This window comes from Oceanobacillus longus (assembly GCF_042650085.1).
Lineage (GTDB): Bacteria > Bacillota > Bacilli > Bacillales > Amphibacillaceae > Oceanobacillus > Oceanobacillus longus.
Map to the genome: position 1 here is coordinate 196,090 of NZ_JBHSAO010000001.1, position 15,590 is coordinate 211,679.

At 36.7% G+C, this 15,590-nt stretch carries 18 protein-coding genes; 11 read left to right on the forward strand and 7 right to left on the reverse strand.

Features of this window, described 5'->3' with window-relative positions:
* Window positions 1-81: 81 nt before the first annotated feature.
* On the reverse strand, window positions 82-603 hold the full coding sequence (locus tag ACFOUV_RS00925) for a DUF421 domain-containing protein (protein ID WP_379494891.1): 522 nt from the start codon (window positions 601-603) through the stop codon (window positions 82-84).
* Window positions 604-766: 163 nt separating this feature from the next.
* Here ACFOUV_RS00925 and ACFOUV_RS00930 point away from each other — a divergent pair, with 163 nt between their 5' ends.
* From ACFOUV_RS00930 to ACFOUV_RS00940, 3 genes are all read left to right on the forward strand, one after another.
* Complete coding sequence (locus tag ACFOUV_RS00930; protein ID WP_379494892.1) at window positions 767-1,753, forward strand: acrylyl-CoA reductase family protein; 987 nt, start codon at window positions 767-769, stop codon at window positions 1,751-1,753.
* A 200-nt stretch (window positions 1,754-1,953) separates the two neighbouring features.
* Window positions 1,954-2,736: an alpha/beta fold hydrolase gene (locus ACFOUV_RS00935; RefSeq protein ID WP_379494893.1), complete on the forward strand. Its 783-nt coding sequence runs from the start codon at window positions 1,954-1,956 to the stop codon at window positions 2,734-2,736.
* 272 nt (window positions 2,737-3,008) lie between these two features.
* Window positions 3,009-3,377 carry a hypothetical protein gene (locus tag ACFOUV_RS00940; protein ID WP_379494894.1) on the forward strand — a complete coding sequence of 123 codons (369 nt, stop codon included), beginning with the start codon at window positions 3,009-3,011 and terminating at the stop codon, window positions 3,375-3,377.
* A gap of 265 nt (window positions 3,378-3,642) precedes the next feature.
* On the opposite strand, the gene ACFOUV_RS00945 is transcribed toward ACFOUV_RS00940, so the two are convergent.
* Window positions 3,643-4,710 carry an alpha/beta fold hydrolase gene (locus ACFOUV_RS00945; RefSeq protein ID WP_379494895.1) on the reverse strand — a complete coding sequence of 356 codons (1,068 nt, stop codon included), beginning with the start codon at window positions 4,708-4,710 and terminating at the stop codon, window positions 3,643-3,645.
* A 246-nt stretch (window positions 4,711-4,956) separates the two neighbouring features.
* Between ACFOUV_RS00945 and ACFOUV_RS00950 the strand changes: the two genes are divergently transcribed.
* The 5 genes from ACFOUV_RS00950 (at window position 4,957) to ACFOUV_RS00970 (ending at window position 8,714) form a co-directional block, all read left to right on the forward strand.
* A complete protein-coding gene (locus ACFOUV_RS00950) occupies window positions 4,957-5,223 on the forward strand; it encodes a hypothetical protein (protein WP_379494896.1) in 267 nt (88 codons plus the stop codon).
* A 57-nt stretch (window positions 5,224-5,280) separates the two neighbouring features.
* Window positions 5,281-6,150 carry a GNAT family N-acetyltransferase gene (locus tag ACFOUV_RS00955; protein WP_379494897.1) on the forward strand — a complete coding sequence of 290 codons (870 nt, stop codon included), beginning with the start codon at window positions 5,281-5,283 and terminating at the stop codon, window positions 6,148-6,150.
* A 28-nt stretch (window positions 6,151-6,178) separates the two neighbouring features.
* Entirely contained in the window at window positions 6,179-6,541 is a 363-nt protein-coding gene (locus ACFOUV_RS00960; protein WP_379494898.1) for a VOC family protein, read from the forward strand.
* Between the two features lie 364 nt (window positions 6,542-6,905).
* Window positions 6,906-7,682, forward strand: coding sequence for a GTP-sensing pleiotropic transcriptional regulator CodY (gene codY, locus ACFOUV_RS00965; RefSeq protein ID WP_379494899.1), 777 nt, complete (start codon window positions 6,906-6,908; stop codon window positions 7,680-7,682).
* Between the two features lie 252 nt (window positions 7,683-7,934).
* Window positions 7,935-8,714, forward strand: a complete 780-nt coding sequence (locus ACFOUV_RS00970; RefSeq protein ID WP_379495731.1) for a Cof-type HAD-IIB family hydrolase — start codon at window positions 7,935-7,937, stop codon at window positions 8,712-8,714.
* Window positions 8,715-8,847: 133 nt separating this feature from the next.
* On the opposite strand, the gene ACFOUV_RS00975 is transcribed toward ACFOUV_RS00970, so the two are convergent.
* The 5 genes from ACFOUV_RS00975 to ACFOUV_RS00995 form a co-directional block, all read right to left on the reverse strand.
* On the reverse strand, window positions 8,848-9,330 hold the full coding sequence (locus tag ACFOUV_RS00975; RefSeq protein ID WP_379494900.1) for a DUF2798 domain-containing protein: 483 nt from the start codon (window positions 9,328-9,330) through the stop codon (window positions 8,848-8,850).
* Window positions 9,331-9,593: 263 nt separating this feature from the next.
* Window positions 9,594-9,764 carry a YjcZ family sporulation protein gene (locus ACFOUV_RS00980; RefSeq protein ID WP_379494901.1) on the reverse strand — a complete coding sequence of 57 codons (171 nt, stop codon included), beginning with the start codon at window positions 9,762-9,764 and terminating at the stop codon, window positions 9,594-9,596.
* Window positions 9,765-9,805: 41 nt separating this feature from the next.
* The gene (locus tag ACFOUV_RS00985) at window positions 9,806-9,928 is read right to left on the reverse strand and encodes a YjcZ family sporulation protein (RefSeq protein WP_379494902.1); all 123 of its coding nucleotides are present in this window, start codon (window positions 9,926-9,928) and stop codon (window positions 9,806-9,808) included.
* Between the two features lie 160 nt (window positions 9,929-10,088).
* Window positions 10,089-10,946, reverse strand: a complete 858-nt coding sequence (locus ACFOUV_RS00990; protein ID WP_379494903.1) for a protein-glutamine gamma-glutamyltransferase — start codon at window positions 10,944-10,946, stop codon at window positions 10,089-10,091.
* A gap of 241 nt (window positions 10,947-11,187) precedes the next feature.
* Window positions 11,188-12,291: a 5-methyltetrahydropteroyltriglutamate--homocysteine S-methyltransferase gene (locus ACFOUV_RS00995; RefSeq protein ID WP_379494904.1), complete on the reverse strand. Its 1,104-nt coding sequence runs from the start codon at window positions 12,289-12,291 to the stop codon at window positions 11,188-11,190.
* Between the two features lie 285 nt (window positions 12,292-12,576).
* Between ACFOUV_RS00995 and ACFOUV_RS01000 the strand changes: the two genes are divergently transcribed.
* The 3 genes from ACFOUV_RS01000 (at window position 12,577) to ACFOUV_RS01010 (ending at window position 15,363) form a co-directional block, all read left to right on the forward strand.
* On the forward strand, window positions 12,577-13,017 hold the full coding sequence (locus ACFOUV_RS01000) for a cell wall hydrolase (RefSeq protein ID WP_379494905.1): 441 nt from the start codon (window positions 12,577-12,579) through the stop codon (window positions 13,015-13,017).
* A 171-nt stretch (window positions 13,018-13,188) separates the two neighbouring features.
* Entirely contained in the window at window positions 13,189-13,566 is a 378-nt protein-coding gene (locus ACFOUV_RS01005) for an FAS1-like dehydratase domain-containing protein (RefSeq protein WP_379494906.1), read from the forward strand.
* 300 nt (window positions 13,567-13,866) lie between these two features.
* Window positions 13,867-15,363, forward strand: coding sequence for an MFS transporter (locus tag ACFOUV_RS01010; RefSeq protein WP_379494907.1), 1,497 nt, complete (start codon window positions 13,867-13,869; stop codon window positions 15,361-15,363).
* The last annotated feature ends 227 nt before the right edge of the window (window positions 15,364-15,590 follow it).

The following is a 15,590-nucleotide window of genomic DNA, read 5'->3' on the forward strand; positions in this document are numbered from 1 at the left end:
GCTTTTTGTATTGGCCCCTGGATCAATGCTATGACAATCCATAAAAGTCCAATTAACTTCATACTCGCAAGTAATTTCTATTTATTTCAATACATTATCGTTTTTAACATTAAACAATGTGGATTGATGTAATTCATCTGATTTTTTTATGATTGATATCGTTCCATTCGTCTCAAGCACAACGGCTTCAATCATGTCCAATGATTCAATGCCGCTTGATCTTGCAGCTTGAAGAATTTCTACTTTGAGGATACGATTTTTCTTCATAACTTTATAAAAGAACTGATCCTTATAGTAAATCAGTTCAGGTTCAGACTTAATTAATTTACCAAAAAAATTTGACCTTACTGATAACCATGCAACAATATATTGCATAGCAATTAAAATAAATAAAGCGGATATCCCTTCTGTGAGTGCTACATTTTTATTTAACAGGATGGTTGCTAGTGTAGAACCAAGTGCCACGGTAATAACAAAATCAAATGCATTCATTTTCGACAAGGTCCTCTTCCCAGAAATTCGAAGGAATAAGATCAAAGTCAGATACGCCAAAAAACCTAATAAAATTGTTCTTCCAATTGTCTCCCAATCATTAAAAAACATATCCTTCCTCCTTAAGAAAATACTCAATAAAATTTTATTCCCTTAATTAAATTTCTAAAAACCCTACCGGTATTAAAACAGAAATCCGGATGCAGTCCATTACTATTTTTCAAAGTGAATATGTTACGATATATTTAATCATACGTAGAGGAGATGGCTAAATATGGATAATTTTCAAGCGTTAGTACTGAATAAAATTGATGAACAAACGAATTTGAATGTGAAACAATTAACGATAGATGACCTTCCAAAAGGTGAAGTAACTATTAAAGTTGCTTACTCCAGTGTGAATTATAAGGATGGTTTGGTAGGCATTCAGAATCAGTTGGTAGAATCCTATCCTTTAATACCTGGAATCGATTTGTCAGGGACAGTCATGGAATCAACGGATACACGTTATAAAGAGGGTGATGAAGTGATTGTTACCAGCTATAAACTTGGGACAGGACATTCTGGCGGATTTAGTGAAGTAGCAAGAGTACCCGGAGAGTGGGTCGTTCCTCTTCCTGAAGGATTATCATTAAAAGAAGCTATGATCCTTGGAACAGCAGGATTAACAGCAGCATTATCTGTTGCAAAGCTTGAAGCTGCTGGATTAAAACCAGAGGATGGGCCTGTATTAGTTGCAGGTGCTACAGGTGGAGTAGGCAGTATTGCAGTCAATATTTTGGCTGATAGAGGCTATGAAGTTGTAGCAAGTACCGGTAAAGCAGATCAAGAAGCATATCTAAAACAGTTAGGTGCGAAAGAAGTTATCCACCGCAATGAAATCGTAGCTACAGATGCGCAGCCGGCACGCAAGAAAAGATGGGCTGCTGCAGTGGATCCTGTCGGTGGAAAAACACTGGAATATATCCTTACGACATTACAATACGGTGGATCTGTTGCAACATGCGGATTAGCTGGTGGGGTAGAAGTAGCAACAACGGTGATTCCGTTTATCTCACGTAGTATTAACTGGCTTGGTATTGATTCGGTGATGTACCCGATGGATAAACGATTAGAAGCATGGAAACTTCTCAGTGACAATATGAAACCAACTGCATTGAATAATGAGATGGTAAATGAAGTTTCATTAACAGATCTCCCAGAAATACTTGGTGATATTTTAGAAGGAAAAGTTCGAGGGCGGACTTTGGTTAAACTTTGATTTTGTGGAAGCATGGGGACGGTTCTCCTGCTTCCGTTTTTAATTTCGGAAGCGACAGAACCGTTCCCATGCTGATAGATATAAACTGGATTACTTGGTATATAGATAGGAGTACGGAATAGCAAACCTCTGTTACGTTCACCCATGTTACTCAAGCTGAATAATGTATTGTAAAATACGTTATTGTTGGAGGAATCTGCATGGGATACTATGTAACGGTAGAACCAGGGGTAAATTTATTTGTAGAGGATATTAATCCAAGGGGGAGCAAGACCATTGTATTTCTACATGGTTGGCCATTAACCCATGAACAGTTTGAGTACCAATTTGATGTTCTTCCATCCATGGATTACCGTTGTATAGGGATAGACTGGCGGGGATTCGGAAATTCGGATAAACCGATGGATGGCTATACGTATGACCGATTGGCAGATGATATCTACTCTGTTGTGAATGCGCTCCAGTTAGATAATTTTACACTTGTTGGCCACTCCACGGGTGGAGCAATTGCAATTCGATATATGTCAAGATACAACGAATACGGAGTATCCAAGCTTGTTCTTATTGATGCTGCGGCTCCTATTGGCTTCACTGCAGAAACGGCCGCTGAACTTCTCGAGGGTGCGCTCAATGATCGTCCTAAAATGATGCAAGAAGTAACAGATACTTTTTTCTTTCAATATATTAGTGTTCCGTTTTCAAAGTGGTTCTTGCAAATGGGGTTACAGGCTGCGGGTTGGTCAACAGCAGCTGTTATTAAATTATTAAGAGATGAAACATTATATGAAGATCTTGGTAAAATAAATACGAATGCGCTAATTGCTCATGGTATCCATGACAAAGTGATCCCCTTTGCGCAGGCGGAGGAACTGAACAGAAAAATAAGTAATTCTCATCTCGTTCCGTTTTCCTATAGTGGGCATGGTCTTTTCTGGGAAGAACGTGATACATTTAACCAGCTATTGATGCAATTTATTGGCTGAGAATCCTAACTTGCATTTCTATTAAATGATAATTCTGTTGAACTTAGAGCGCATTTCACTGAAATGCGCATTCTTTAAGTTAAAGTGCATTTTCTTGAAAAATTAGACTTTAACAGGATATCATAAGTCTAGTAAATCTATGCTTCTTTCATACATATCATAAAATGGACGAATAGTAGAGGGGATTAGCCATTACGGAAATGTAGAGCCAACATATAAATACTAGTGGCAGTAGAAAATTATTGCCAAATCATAGGAAAGGGGGAACGACCATGTCAAAGGTATTCTCTACGGGACCATTAGAAAATGCAAACGGTCCACTTACGACCGCATCATTCGTTATGGTTAAAGTTTTAAATAATGACACAGACGATGAAACAGAAGCTCACATCAAAGTTTTTGCTTTAAATGGAGATAAAATAGAAATTGGCGATGAAACACTCGAAGTGGAACCAGAATCCTCGGATTTCACTTCGTTTGATGTATCTAACGCGGTTGAGTACGAAGTCCAAATCGAATTAGAAGAAGAAACAGATGATGTATTAGTTAGTGTGTTTGGTAAAAATGTAGACAATGAGCTAATAGCAGCTCACCGTGTACTGCAGTCGGAACTTAAAAAAATAGACGAACTTACAGATTAAGTTAACTTGAATAGGTAGGTGTTTTCGAAAAAATAAATTGTCATTTAAGCAGAGCTTGTATCCCCATACAAACTCTGCCTTTTTTTTGGCTTCCTTAAAAAACAGATTTCTTCGTCAAGATTTGGAGGAAATACAAATAATTGATCCAAAGAAAAGGTAACTGGATTGGGGCAGAAAACCTGGCCCTTTGTCCAGTGCCCCTGATGCCGTTAAAAAAGTCAGTCCAATTAGACTGACTTTTCAAGTTATAATTTAATATGTCTAATTAAAAAACTTTATCTGCAACTGCAATGGACAGTAATTCATTAAGGTGTTTATCAATTTGGTCATGGTAGTAAGAGCCTTCACCGCCAAATAATCCAAAGTGTCCGGCAATGCTATGGATAATCTTCATTTCGCTATTCGGAATCAGGTTTTGTTCTACTTTACAGTCTCTTGGTGGGAAAAAGATGTCTTCATCGATTGGCATCACAAACACTTTTGCTTTAATTCTTCCAAGTGCCTCTTCAAGATTCCCCTTTGTCATCCTACTGACATCACCGCGCTGCCACTTCCAGGCCATCGTTAGTAAAGCGTTCGGATCCATACCTTGAAAAAAGGGCTCGAGAAACCCTGATACAAATTCCTCTGCAGAATCAACGCCGAAAAGTGTCCATTTTTCCTGTTGATAAAATTCGGTGCTCAATCCCATCACTGACCAAATATCTGCATGTCTTTTTAAACCTTCTGCCACTTCTGTATTGGAGTTATAGTTCCCGTTATTCCAACCTGGATCTGAGGTGATGGCATCCATTAACGTTTTTGTAAATAGGAAATCATGCGTCGTATTTTTAGCGGTTCCGGCAATGGGCGCTGCACGTTTTACCATGTCTGGATATCTAACTGCCCATTCATACGTTTGCTGTGCTCCCATAGAACCTCCGACTACGAGCGCTATTTCTTTTATTCCATATTTCTCAGTAATCAGCTGATGTTGTGCACGAACATCATCACCGATTCTTACTTTCGGAAAATTGTTCATAGAAATAGGTTCGGGACTATTGTGTGGCGAACTTGAAAGTCCATTTCCAATTTGATTAATGACAATAATAAAGTACTTTGTTGGGTTTAGTGCTCTTTCTTCTCCAATATAACTTTCGTAATCGTTGCTTGTCCCAGCAAACCAGGTAGGTATAACAATTACATTATCTTTCGCTTCATTTAGCTCTCCAAAAGTTTTGTATGCCAATGTACAATCAAGTATTTTCCCACCATCTTCTAAATCAAAATCACCCGCATCATAAAGTTCGTAATTGCCGTGAATTTCTTTTGTGTAAAAGTCATTTTTATACATTTATTGTACCCCCTTTCAATTTTTGTTGAAATTGGTGACTGAAAGATATATGTACTCTAATCATAGATTAATTATATTTTTTAGAAAAGTCAATAAATAAAGCTTGGAGAACAGATGACTAGGACAATAGATGTATGGAAAAGAGATCATCGTGAGCTAAAGAGATAGGGAAACCTTTTTAATTCTAACACGTAATATATATCGAACTATAAATTATTTTCGGAAATTAAATACTGGAGGGATTGGATGATAAAAGATAATTTAAAAGGAGTAATTACTCTGGGAGCGTTATTAGCTATTCTTGGTTTTATATTAATATTTTCCAGTGTACATTTCGGAATTTCGCTTGCAGATAATTGGTTAGCCAAACAAGGTGGAGCAGATACTTCCATTTATTTAATCGTCATAGAAGGATATACAAATAACTTTTTGTTTGCGGGAAGCATTCTCTTTGGGGTAGGTTTAGTCACTTTTATCATCGCAATCTATAAACTGCTTCACATAAAAAAGTAAGAAAATTTTTAGATCTAAATACGAATATTTTAGTTGAGAGAAAAGTGGTGTTTTTAAGTGAATGAGACAATAGAAAAAGCAAAAGACCTGAAGGAATTAGCTAGATTTTTATCTGAAATAAATAAGCAGAAAGTATCACATATTGGTTATTGCGGTGAAAAGGTAGAGGAAATCTACGAGACATTAAAACAAGATTTTATCGATAAAGATGGTGATATCAAATTTCTCGTTGCGCGAGGTAATTCAGGGGAAATTATAGCAGCTATTGGTATGGACATAGATGACACTCGTGCAGAAGTGTGGGGGCCGTTTAATCAACCAGGTTCTGCTACGCTTCAAGATCAATTATGGACACAGATTGTAAATGATAATCCTACTGTTCTAGACTTTCATTTTTTTATTAATAAAGAAAACATAGGACAACAAGCATTTATGAATGAACTAAAGGCAATACGGACGGGGGAACACCTTATCCTAGAAGTTCAAAAACAAAACTTCGTTAGCCTTGATAAGATAAAAAGTGTATCGTTTAAACAAGGTGATTTTAAAGCATTTGAAAAATTGCATAACGAAACTTTTCCAAACACGTACTATGATGCGAAAACAATTATTCATCGGCTCAGTACAGAGAATATTTTAAAAGTGCTTAAAAACGAATCAGATGAATTACAGGGCTATGCCTATTTTGAAATGGATACGAAAATGGAAGAGGGTTCCTTAGAATATATTGGAATTTCTGCAAATGCTCAAAATCAAGGTTTAGGCACATTGTTATTAAAAGAAGTACTGACAGATATGTTTTCATTCCCACAAATTAACGAAATCAGATTATCCGTAGATTATTCCAACAGTAAGGCAAATCATGTTTATATGAAAGCAGGATTTAAACCGAAAAACATTTTAATTAGTTATTGTCTTAAACCATAAGGTGGATTATTTAAAAGGAGGGAATTTTATGATTATTGGCTTGTATCACGCTCAAATTACTATTCCAAAGGGCGCGGAAGAAGAAGGAAGAAACTTTTATTGTGGGGTATTGGGATTAACTGAAATTGAAAAACCGGAATCACTTAAAGCAAGGGGAGGATTTTGGTTAAAGGTTGGCGACATAGATGTACACATCGGAACAGAAAATGGTTTTGATCGAACAAAAACAAAAGCACACATAGCTTATCGTGTAGATGATATCTCTTATTGGAGGGGAATTTTGGAGCAAAATGATATTAAAATTATAGACTCGGTTCCAATCCCAAATTTCGAACGATTTGAGTTTCGAGACCCCTTTGGTAATAGGGTGGAGATGATAAAGGAAATTTAAATATACACTATAAATCTCTATGTTCAATCCAAATTCGACATGTTTCAACAAAATTCGGGGAGTGACAGGCACCTTAGAGATGCTCCCTTCATCTGTTGTTAGGCACCTTAAAATAAATAGATTAAAGTTGAATAAAATGAAGTTTAAAGTTGTTTTATGTTGATAGTTATATTATGATTTACTATTTAAGGTAGAAATTTGTCTATTCAACTAAATTCTTGGGTTTCTGTGCATATGGAAAGGGGAAGGCTAAAGACATCATGTAATAAACGAATGCGATAACTTCCTGGCCGGAGTCTCAAGTGTATTAGATAAAAGGTAAATAGGATATTATGATAACAAATGACCATTTGGAGGTATTTAAGTGAATTTATTAACAAAGTCAAGAAAAATCAATGCGAATCTTCAAAACGCAGGAGGAAATCAAGTAAACTTTAAAGAAATGGCAGAAACACTTTCTGAAGTGATCGAAGCAAATGTTTTAGTTATCAGCAGAAAAGGAAAAATTTTAGGGTACGGGTTGCACGATACGTTTGAAAACGACCGGATGCTCCAAATGCTAGAGGAACGTCAATTGCCTGAAGACTATACAAATCATTTATCAACTGTTCACGAAACGGCTGAAAACTTAGATGTTAATAGCGAATTTACAGCATTTCCTGAAGAAAGCAAAGAATTATATAAAACGGGGTTAACAACTATCGTTCCTATAATTGGTGGTGGCAGAAGATTGGCCACGCTAAGCCTTTCACGACTGGATAAAGAATTCAGTCCAGATGATTTGGTTTTATCTGAATATGGGGCAACGGTTGTCGGTATGGAAATATTACGTGGTAAAACGGATGAGATTGAAGCAGAAGCTCGTAGTCAGGCTATTGTGAAGCAAGCCATCAGTTCTCTGTCTTTCAGTGAAATGGAAGCAGTTGACCAAATTTTTCAAGAGCTGGACGGGATGGAAGGATTAATCGTTGCGTCTAAAGTGGCTGACCGCGCTGGTATCACTCGCTCCGTTATTGTGAATGCCTTGAGAAAATTGGAAAGTGCAGGCGTCCTCGAATCACGTTCGCTTGGAATGAAAGGAACTTTTATTAAACTTTTGAATGACAAATTCCTCGTTGAGCTGGAAAAAGCTAAACTTTAAGAAGAATTCCCACTTGAATAATAGAAACACCTGTAAGTTTTCATCGGCTGCGGGTGTTTTTTTAGTGGATAATCAAATGGAGGGCTTGCACTTTTTCTAACAAATACAGGGAACAGATCGGACTATATTCCCCAATGGCGCGCACGCTCTATCTCCTTTAATCGAACCAAATTGTATTATTTCATTTCGCTTTGGGTTAGAATGAACGAGAAAAATACGAATCATACTACCTATGGAAAGTTGGCGAAAACGATGGCGGAAAGAAGTGTTATTTTTTTTGATATAGATGGTACTTTACTGACACATGATAAAAAATTGCCTGCATTAACGAAAGAAGCGATTTTTACGTTAAAAGAAGCAGGCCATGAAGTAGCAATTGCAACGGGACGTGCTCCTTTTATGTTCGAAGATTTGCGAAAAGAGTTGGATATACATACGTATGTTAGCTATAACGGTCAGTATGTGGTGCTGAACGGGGAGGTTATTGATAGAAATGCATTAAATCTTCCTTCTCTTGAAAAATTAACGGCGACGGCTCTTGAGAATGATCACCCGGCTGTCTACATGGACCACGAAGATATGAAAGCGAATGTCCCGGAACATAGCTATATTACGGAAAGCATGAGCACATTGAAGATTGGTCGTTTTCCCGCCCATAATTCAAATTATTATAAAGACCGCGAGATGTATCAAACCCTTTTATTTTGTGCTGAAGGAGAAGAAAAACAATATGAACGCAAATTTGAGGACTTTGATTTTATAAGATGGCATCCAGTGGCAGTTGATGTTATACCAGCTGGAGGATCAAAGGCCAAAGGAATTGAGAAAATCATTGAAAAATTAGGGTATCCAAGAGAAAGGCAATATGCTTTTGGTGATGGACTAAATGATCGAGAAATGCTTTCTAGTATTTATCATAGTGTAGCAATGGGAAATGCAAGTGACGAAATAAAAGCAGTTGCAAAACATGTAACGGAATCGGTAGAAGATGATGGGTTATACCGTGGGCTACAGCTAGTAGGGTTGTTGTAAATACTTTGCGAAAAGTCAAATGAGTGTCCGAACGAGGGAAAATTCAAGGAAGAAATGCATGTTGTAGGAGCAGTTTTACTATTTCTACATACTAAAAAAACAAGCAAGCTACCAATACGTAGCTTGCTTGTTTTTATGCGTTTAATTCTGGTTGTACTGCAGATGGTTTCACGTATTTGGCTAAGAGCGCACGTGAGATTGGTCCAACAATTAGTAATTGTGATGGAAGTGCCACGATGAAGTTTAGTCCAACTGTCTTAAGATACGCTGTGAAAATGGAACCTTCAATTCCTGTCATTAGCGCCGTTAAACCTAGTCCATACACCGACATAATCAAAACCATCATAGGGACCATACAGAATGCAATAGCCACGATAATGTTGATTTCTTTCGATTTATCATACGGTAGCGCTAATGCAATTTTACGAGCTTGCGGTTCAACAATCGATTCTACGATAAAAGCGACTGCAAATGTTACTGCAAATTGAATCATTACACTCCATATTGTAAGCGATGAAAATCCGTGTAAAGCTGTGTTGTAAACGGACATAATCAGAACCATTCCAAAACACATAAATAGTCCGAAAATAATACCTTCTTTTTTATTACTAGGCAAATATAAAACGTCCTTCCTTTTTGAGCATAAAGCTTATTATATATTCCTAAAAATTTTTATGTAAGTGACAGATTTGTGTCAAATTTTAACTTATGTTCATTGATACGGTTGTTTTATTGCGAAAAATAAAGTTATCCTTGTTTATAGGAAATACTAATTTAAAAAAGGAAACAGAGCATAAATTTCCAATATAAAAGGCTGTCGAGTAGAAGAAACTCGAAGCAGCCTTTTATATTCCTATTTAATTGTATTATACAGTATGGTTATTTAAACCAAACTGCACCTACAATAATTAGAAGAATAAACAATACTACAATTAACGCAAATCCATTACCAGCACCGTGACCGGCTCCGCCAACAGGCCCGCAATATCCAGCACCAGCAACAGGTCCACCGTGTCCAAATCCGCCGAATGGTCCATTCTCGTATCCCATATATATCTCTCCTAACATATCGATTTATTTTTTATCAAATTTTAATAACCGTATCCACCATGTCCACCGAAAGATGCTCCGACGATAATGAGGAGGATAAATAACACAACTACAAATGCAAAACCTCCACCGTAACCATAGCCTGCTCCAGTTGCTTCGCCCATTCCATATCACCTCCATTAATTAACATATGATGGACGTGAGATTGTGACAGGGCTCTGACAAGCTAATCTTAATTGGATGTCTGATTTCTGTAAAAAAAGAATAAATACAAAAATAACAATCCGAACGGGTTCTGCTTTCAGGTGCACAACTTTAATAATCTTATATTTGTAAATGCTGATTATAGAACTGTTGTAAATAAAATAGATATTGATCACATGAAATGGAACTTTCCTGATGGTGAATGGCGGTATGCTGGATTTTATAAGAAGTTAAGCTGCGAGAGTACATAGAAAGATTTGCGAGGTTTTTAAATGACGGCCTTGCGATAACGTTTGACAGATAGGCGGAGCGGTTGCTACCGGGCTTTCTCATCTCATTCAGTGCTTGAATCATTTGTTCAGCGTTCCTTATGCCCAAGCCATGTCCAAAGAATGTTCCATCACCTAGATCAACCGCATTTTCACCTCTCCACCAGGACGTATCCGGATTCACATCCGGGTTATTAAAATAGACAACATCTCCAGGCAAATAATGGTTATTATTAACGGTATGAATTCCGAGATCTGGGTCGAAATGCCAACTATACAAATAAAGATTTTGGAATAACTGATTAAACAAATCTTTATCGATACTATTTAAAACAGCATGGTAAAAGATAATTACTTTTGCTACTGCACACTCAAACCCATATAGGGAACTGTTCGTGAAAATGTCCTGAATTGCAACAGATGGCAATACTCCATCCTTTAAATGAAATCCACCAGCACTCGTTAAACGCCAGTACTCAGAATTACAATAAGATGTTCGAAAGACTTCAAACTGTGCCTGACCATTATTCATGGCTCTTGCACTTGCAATGATGTTTTTTCGTAACGTCAGTTCGAAACCAAGCTCTTCAATGGATGAATAGGAATAAACAATTGGATCTTGATTCATCCGTTGAATGATGACTCTTTCCATACTTCCAGGAGGCCAGATGTTACTTTGTTGAAAAGCAATTCCTGATACTTGTATCATACAATACCTCATTCCAAGATTACGTATTTTTTGGCAGTATTTCTTTCTGCATAAGTGCAACTAAGGCAATTCGCCTAAAGGCTTGGCGAACGCCAAGTTTTCTAATATTATTGCTTAGTTTATTCACCTAGCATTTAAATGTGAAGGATTAATGATGTATTTATAAAATTATCATAATTAATCAATAAAATAATGCAAAAAAATCGATGCATTCTTATATGAATGCATCGATTTTTTCATTTTATCCCCAAATTTCTTTGGACACATCGACTATAAATTTTAATTTTTCCCATTGCTGTTCTTCTGTTAGTTTGTTGCCGTGGTGTGTAGAAGCAAAACCACACTGCGGGCTGATACAAATCTGTTCCAATGGTACATAATTAGAAGCTTCTTTCACGCGAGTAATAATCGCTTCTTTATCTTCTAATTCGCCGTTTTTAGATGTGAATACACCTAGTACGACTTGTGGTCCTCCAGCTGGTACATGTTCAAGTGGCTTGAAGTCTCCGGAACGTTCATCATCGTATTCTAAGAAGAAACCGTCTACCTTTTCTTTCGCAAAGAAACTAGGAGCGATTCGGTCATATGGACCTTCAAAGGCATAAGCAGATTGATAGTTTCCACGGCAAAGGTGCGTTGTAACAATTAAATCTTCAGGTTTGTCTTCCAATACACCGTTGGCTACTTGTAATGCTAGATTAATCAAATTTTCCCTTTCCAAATCACTTTTCGCAAATGGAAGCTCCGGTGCACAAAGTCCTGCAATATAAACATCATCTAGCTGAATATAACGGCAACCAGCATCATAGAATGCTTGAATTGCATCACGATAGGCTTGAATAATATCTTGCGTGAATTCCTCAATCGTTGGATAAATTTCTTCATTTCGGATACCAGAGTTGAAAAATTGATTTGGGCTTGGGAGTGTCATTTTTGCTACTGCACGATCACCTACAATTTCTTTAAATTCAATAAAATCTTTTAAATGCGGGTGATCTGGGTTGAAGGAAACTTTACCAATGGTACGCACATCATACGCTTCGGTTTCAACGCCTTCAAATTTATATCCATGGTCAGGAATATAACCTTCCACACCATCTAAATGCTCCATGAAATCGGTGTGCCAAAATCTGCGGCGGAACTCACCGTCCGTTACTGCTTGAAGTCCAGCTTCAATTTGTTTGTCTACGATTCGCTTTATTTCTTCCGTTTCCACGTCACGTAATTGTTCAGCAGAAATGGAGCCTTCCACAAATTTCTTTCTGGCATCATGAATGGATGGAGGACGAAGCAAGCTTCCGACATGATCTGCTCTAAAAGGTGCTTTAATAATCGTTTTTGTCATTTTCATACCTACTTTCTTCTTATTAATTTGTAATGTAAGTGTAGCATGAAAGAAAGTTTATAGAGTAACATTTAAAATCTATATCCTGCTATAGTTTTAAACTATGGTGAAGGTTATCATTGTTTAAAAATGAAACCCAATGTCTGTTGTATCGTAGTGCAATAAGGAGTCGCATCGTGTTCATAATAACTAAAGTCGTAAAACTTAAAAAGTCTAGAGAATTCTTATTTGATAAACAAGGTCATTAATGTCTTTTTTTTCATAGTATAGTTTGGAGGTGAAAAAATGGCAAGAGTAGCTTACCGAAGTGCGGACGTTGACTTAATGGCAAGGATGATGCGAGCAGAAGCTGAAGGCGAAGGAAAACAAGGTATGCTCTATGTTGGCAATGTAATTGTTAACCGTGCTGTAGCAGATTGTATCGATTTTAATGAAGTGAGAACAATTGAAGATGTCATTTTTCAAATACAAGGAGGAAATTACTCTTTTGAAGCTGTACAAAAAGGCAATGTGTTTTATCAAAGACCAAGAGAATTTGAAAGAAGATTAGCTAGGCAAAATTTAGATTATTGGAGAAACCATCCAGCGAAATATGCCCTTTGGTACTTTAATCCATATGGTCCGTGTCCTCCAACATGGTACGACCAACCTTTTACTGGACAATATAAACAACACTGTTTTTATGAACCATTGCCTGGAACATGTGATAGTGTATATAGTGGATGACAAGTTAGCTCTTTAATCTCATCCTTAAGATTATGGTCTTAGGGGTGGGTTTTTTGTTATTTAACCAGTTTTTATTAATAAAAAGATGGACATTTCAAAGTTCAGATTAGATAATGAAGAGAAAATGTTTTCAAATAAATAATAAAATATATAATTTTTGGAGGGATTTATATGTCATTAAAAGTAGGAGATATCATTACGTTTGAACGGACTTTTACAGTAAAGGATGTTGAATTATTTATAGAGATTTCAGGTGATGAAGGGATTCATCATATAACGCCAGATGAAAAGGGAAGACTTGTCATTCAAGGGTTATTGACTGCTACATTGCCAACAAAAATTGGTGGAGACAACAATGTACTAGCCCGTACGATGAACTTTGAATTTTTGAGACCAGTTTTTACAGGAGATACAATAATATGTGAAGTAACGATTGAGAAGTATGAAAAGCAAGATAATAATCGAATATCTATTTTGGCGTTTTTTGTATGTACAAATCAGAATGAAAAACACGTATTGAAAGGAAACTTTTCGGGAGTAATCGTATAACCTATATGTTTTTTCACCGTTGTAGGAGGCTTAAAATGGTTGAATCACTAATGTACTTGAATAGGGTAAATGGTAATTCGAATAGTCTAAAAAGACACTTGATTATTAAAACGCTTTCAGTTATAATTTCCTGTATTGATAGTTTGTTTACCAAACAAAATAATGGGTATTTATTAACAAAGTTATTTTGACTATTGTTAAAAGTACAAAATGTAAGCGATTTAGTAGGAAAATGAATTTGGGCAAAATTTTTAAATCCTATAAGGGAGATTTTTGAAAAGACTTAAGGGGGAAAACAACATGGCAAGCACTACAATGGAACAAAATAATCAATATAATTCTGCAAAGATATGGCAAATCGGATTATTTGCCTTAAATAATACAGCTACAAACATGTATCTATTCATTATTGGATTCGTGGCGTATTATGCGACAGGCATTGCCGGACTAACTGTTGTAGCAGTTAGTGCAGTTATCGGGCTTAGTCGGGTACTTGATGCGATAACTGACCCAATTATTGGTTTCATTATTGATAAAACGGAATCCAAATTTGGTAAGTTCCGGCCAATGATGGTGATTGGAAACGTTATCCTAGCTAGTTCCGTTTTAATTATGTACAATGTTACGCATTTATTACCCGAAGTATGGCAACTACCATTCTTCATTTTGCTTTATGCCTTGTACATTATCGGTTATACATTCCAGACCGCATGTACGAAAGCAGCACAAACGGTTCTGACGAATGATCCAAAACAACGTCCACTGTTCAGTGCATTCGATGCAGCGTATAATATTGTCGTATTCACTGGTGGGCAAGTTTTCGTTGCCAATTATCTAGTAGCTAAACATGGTGATTTCACGATGGCTCTGTTTACGGAATTGAATATGTTTGCCATTGTTTTAGCAGGATTATTTACAATCCTGGCAGTGTTTGCTATTAAGGGTAGAGATAGGAAAGAATACTATGGACTTGCTGGTGAAAATGTAGAAACAAGATTCCGTGATTACTGGCCAATTCTGAAAGGAAACAGACCGTTACAAATGTTAGTTATCGCAGCTTCCACAGATAAAGTTGCAACCATGGTGCTTAGACAGCCAGCAGTCTATATTATGTTCTTCGGAATTGTATTAGGGGATTATGCACTTAGCGGTACTTTTTCAATGATTACAATTGTACCAAGTCTGTTAATTACTATATTCGGTGTTCGGTTAGCTTCGAAAACAAGCTTAAAGAATGCGTTAGTAAAAGCGACATGGGTGGGTTTAATCACAGCGGCCATTCTAATGGCACTCTTCTTGCTCGTTGATCCAAGTCTAATCTCACTTAATAATATTGGATTTGCTACGATTCTATTTATCGTTTTCTATTGCTTGCTTCGTGGAATTGAGACGTTAACACCAGCAATCGTTATTCCGATGATTGCTGACGTAGCTGATTATGAAACATATCGAACAGGCAGATTCGTACCTGGTATGATGGGAACTATTTTTTCCTTTATTGATAAAGTAATGTCTGCAATGGCACCAGCACTTGTTGGAATTGTTGTTGCAATGATTGGTTATAAGGATGAGTTCCCACAATTGGGAGAGGCATTAACCACGCCATTACTTATCGCGACCTTGATTCTTATATTCGGTATTCCGATTCTTGGTTGGATTATCTCACTCATCGCTATGAAATTCTATGGTCTTGATGATAAGAAAATGGTAGAAATTCAAACAGAAATTACAAGAGTAAGAGAACAGATTACGACAGCGAAAGAGAAAAAGGCCGCTGCCGCTTCAAAAAAAGTGTAATCGAACATTTGTAGATAACCTTGTTGAATATATCAGTTCTAGTGTAGGACAAGCATAACTTTAATTAATTGCTCAACACAAAAGTCGTCTGCATAATAAGCAGGCGATTTTTTATTTAGAGATGATTTAATCAACTTTTTCTGCAAAAGCATCACTATAGTTACAACTAATGAAACAAAATGTAGAGTTGTTGTATCCAATTAAAAGGTGATTTAAGATAATTTCAG

Excerpts from the sequence above, each read along its gene's own strand:
- ACFOUV_RS00995 (WP_379494904.1), bottom strand. The coding sequence starts at position 12,291 with ATGACAAAAACGATTATTAAAGCACCTTTTAGAGCAGATCATGTCGGA.
- ACFOUV_RS00970 (WP_379495731.1), top strand. The coding sequence starts at position 7,935 with ATGGCGGAAAGAAGTGTTATTTTTTTTGATATAGATGGTACTTTACTG.
- ACFOUV_RS01005 (WP_379494906.1), top strand. The coding sequence starts at position 13,189 with ATGTCATTAAAAGTAGGAGATATCATTACGTTTGAACGGACTTTTACA.
- ACFOUV_RS01010 (WP_379494907.1), top strand. The coding sequence starts at position 13,867 with ATGGCAAGCACTACAATGGAACAAAATAATCAATATAATTCTGCAAAG.
- ACFOUV_RS00985 (WP_379494902.1), bottom strand. The coding sequence starts at position 9,928 with ATGGGCGAAGCAACTGGAGCAGGCTATGGTTACGGTGGAGGTTTTGCA.
- ACFOUV_RS00960 (WP_379494898.1), top strand. The coding sequence starts at position 6,179 with ATGATTATTGGCTTGTATCACGCTCAAATTACTATTCCAAAGGGCGCG.
- ACFOUV_RS00930 (WP_379494892.1), top strand. The coding sequence starts at position 767 with ATGGATAATTTTCAAGCGTTAGTACTGAATAAAATTGATGAACAAACG.
- ACFOUV_RS00940 (WP_379494894.1), top strand. The coding sequence starts at position 3,009 with ATGTCAAAGGTATTCTCTACGGGACCATTAGAAAATGCAAACGGTCCA.
- ACFOUV_RS00990 (WP_379494903.1), bottom strand. The coding sequence starts at position 10,946 with ATGATACAAGTATCAGGAATTGCTTTTCAACAAAGTAACATCTGGCCT.
- ACFOUV_RS00945 (WP_379494895.1), bottom strand. The coding sequence starts at position 4,710 with ATGTATAAAAATGACTTTTACACAAAAGAAATTCACGGCAATTACGAA.
- ACFOUV_RS00935 (WP_379494893.1), top strand. The coding sequence starts at position 1,954 with ATGGGATACTATGTAACGGTAGAACCAGGGGTAAATTTATTTGTAGAG.
- ACFOUV_RS01000 (WP_379494905.1), top strand. The coding sequence starts at position 12,577 with ATGGCAAGAGTAGCTTACCGAAGTGCGGACGTTGACTTAATGGCAAGG.
- ACFOUV_RS00925 (WP_379494891.1), bottom strand. The coding sequence starts at position 603 with ATGTTTTTTAATGATTGGGAGACAATTGGAAGAACAATTTTATTAGGT.
- ACFOUV_RS00950 (WP_379494896.1), top strand. The coding sequence starts at position 4,957 with ATGATAAAAGATAATTTAAAAGGAGTAATTACTCTGGGAGCGTTATTA.
- ACFOUV_RS00980 (WP_379494901.1), bottom strand. The coding sequence starts at position 9,764 with ATGGGATACGAGAATGGACCATTCGGCGGATTTGGACACGGTGGACCT.